Genomic DNA, 2,253 nt, shown 5'->3' with positions numbered 1-2,253 from the left:
GATGAACAGCGCGTCGTAATTGGCGAGCTTGGCCAGGTCCCGCTTGGTGATCGGCTCGATTTCGACGCCCATCTTCTCGGCGATCTTGGCCCAATAGCGCAGCGACGAGATCTCCGAGGGCGGCAATTCCTCATGCGGGTCGACCAGCGTGGCGAAGGTATAGCGCGCCGGCGTGCGGCCCTTGGTGTCGCGCCACTCCCGGTTGGTGTAGGTTTCCAGGCACTGTATGAAGCTTTTTTCCTCGTCCTCGGTCATCCGCGCCAGCGGATGGAAGCCGATCTTGCGGATCGAGGCCCATTCGGCGCTGTCCTTGATGTGGACTTCGAGCGCCGGTGCGCGGAACCAATCGAACAACAGCTTGGCGAAACGGTCCCAGATTTTTGACGGCCCGATGCCGAAGAAGATGCAGACCTTTTGCGGAAAGGCGCCACCAAGATCCTTGCGGCATTTGTTGAGCGCCAGTTCCAGTTCCGGCAGCGCGTGCTCATAGAGCTTGCGTTCCGACAGGTCGATCATCGTCTCGACGGTCGGGATCACCTTGTGGCCGCGCGAGCTTGCCAGCAGCGAGGCATAGTAGCCGCGGCTCTGGTAGGCGTAATTGTTCGACAGGTTGATGACCTTCGGCCGCTGGCCGCGAAACAATGACGGATGCGCGAGATAGTCGCGATTGGTGATGATCTTGTGCGGTGTCGCCACCTGGTCGAGATCGCTCTGCCTGCCGGTAAGGATGACCCAGGTCATTGTCTGTCACGCTTTCCCAGAGTGATGGCGGCCCGCAGTCCATCGCGACCGAACTGCGCCATGTTCATGAAGATGCCGTAAGGCACGGGAATGTTGGCTGCATCAAGGATGGTCTCCTGCCTTTCATCCTCGACCCAAGGGTCGTGGATCAGGATATGGTCGCCGTCATCGCCGATCGCCAGCACCCAGTGCGGCACCTTCTTGCCGAACATCAGGAAGCCGCTGATCAGCACCAGCACCAGCTTTCCCCCAGCGATCGCAGCGCGGATATCGTCGATTGTGAATGCACGGTAATTCACCGGGATGCCGTAAAGTTCCGCGCGTCGGCGAAAGTCGACCTGGGCCAGTTCCATTACCCTGCGCTTGTCCTCGCTGCGCACCGATTGCAGGAACAGCGCGCCATAGAAGGAGACGTAGATCTCCACCGCGAGCCCGCTCTCATAGCCCGAGACAGCGAGGCCGAACGGCTCGCAACCCCCGGGACCCGACATCATGAAGACGGTCGTCGCTTCACGCCACAGGCGGATTTCCATGACCGGATCCGGCACGAAGCCGCGATCGAAATTGGCCATCGCCATCATCAGGCAGCACGGACCGCAGGTGAATTCACAGGTCTGCGGGTAGAACGGCACCTTGGTGGCGATCGGAATGTCGCCACGCAAGGTTTTTTCGTAGCGAAGTGCCGTTTCGCCATCCTCATAGTAGCCGGGCTCACGCCCGATCTTGCGATAACCGGCCCGTTCGTAGATGCGGATCGCGCGGCTGTTGTCTTCGCGAACTTCGAGACGCAGCATCATGCGGTCGTGCTCGAAGGCGGCATCTTCGGCGGATCCGAGCAGGATGCGGCCGACACCCAGCCCGCCGAAAAACGGACTGGTCGCAATCGAGTAGAGGCGCGCCACGCCGCTGCCTTTGCGAAACAGCACGATCGCATAACCGGCCACGCGGCCGTCGACTTCGGCGACCAGCGTCTCGGCGGTTTCACGCTCGATGAACAGTCGGAAGGAGCGGCGGGAAATACGGTCGCTTGAGAAAACAGCTTTCTCGATGGCGGCGAGATCATCGACGTCAGACGCGCGGGCCGTGCGGATCTCGGCAGGCATGCGGCTTCAGAAAACCTCGATTGGTGGTGGAAATGGCCCTACTCGAACACGTCCTTGACGCCAACCAGGGCGTTGGGAAAACCGGCGTCCACCTGGGCGCACGAAGTCCGCTCCACCACCTTGAATCTTCGCCTCGTTTTTCCAAAAACCGTTTCCGATTTTCGGGGCGATGCGACGGCATTCATCAAGCGCTATCGCACCTCGATTAGGGCCGAATTGTGACAAATCCGACGCCGATCCGACGGGCGCAAAAGGTCCTTCGGCCAGATCGGCATTCGCGGATCGACGGCACCGGCAAAAGCGGTGCCGTTCAGCTTGCCAGCCCGTTTACAAGTTGCGTGTAGGCGTTCCTGGCGACCTCGTTCAGCCGCTCGCGCGGCAAGGAGCCGACGACGGCGCAGCCATAGCC

2 protein-coding genes and 1 pseudogene are annotated in these 2,253 nt (G+C 60.9%); all 3 read right to left on the bottom strand.

Going from position 1 to position 2,253, the window contains the following annotated elements; translation table 11 throughout:
* The coding region (locus EN969_RS27580) for a RimK-like ATPgrasp N-terminal domain-containing protein (protein WP_206525243.1) at positions 1-741 on the bottom strand (741 nt) is incomplete at its 3' end.
* Entirely contained in the window at positions 738-1,844 is a 1,107-nt protein-coding gene (locus EN969_RS27575) for a peptidase C39 family protein (RefSeq protein ID WP_013532575.1), read from the bottom strand. The genes EN969_RS27575 and EN969_RS27580, both read right to left, overlap by 4 nt.
* 310 nt (positions 1,845-2,154) lie before the next feature.
* A pseudogene (locus tag EN969_RS36795) lies at positions 2,155-2,253 on the bottom strand (anti-sigma factor); the annotation flags it as partial.

The sequence above is a fragment of the Mesorhizobium sp. M7A.F.Ca.CA.003.01.2.1 genome (assembly GCF_003998945.1).
Lineage (GTDB): Bacteria > Pseudomonadota > Alphaproteobacteria > Rhizobiales > Rhizobiaceae > Mesorhizobium > Mesorhizobium ciceri.
This window is presented reverse-complemented; position numbering and strand designations above follow the sequence as displayed.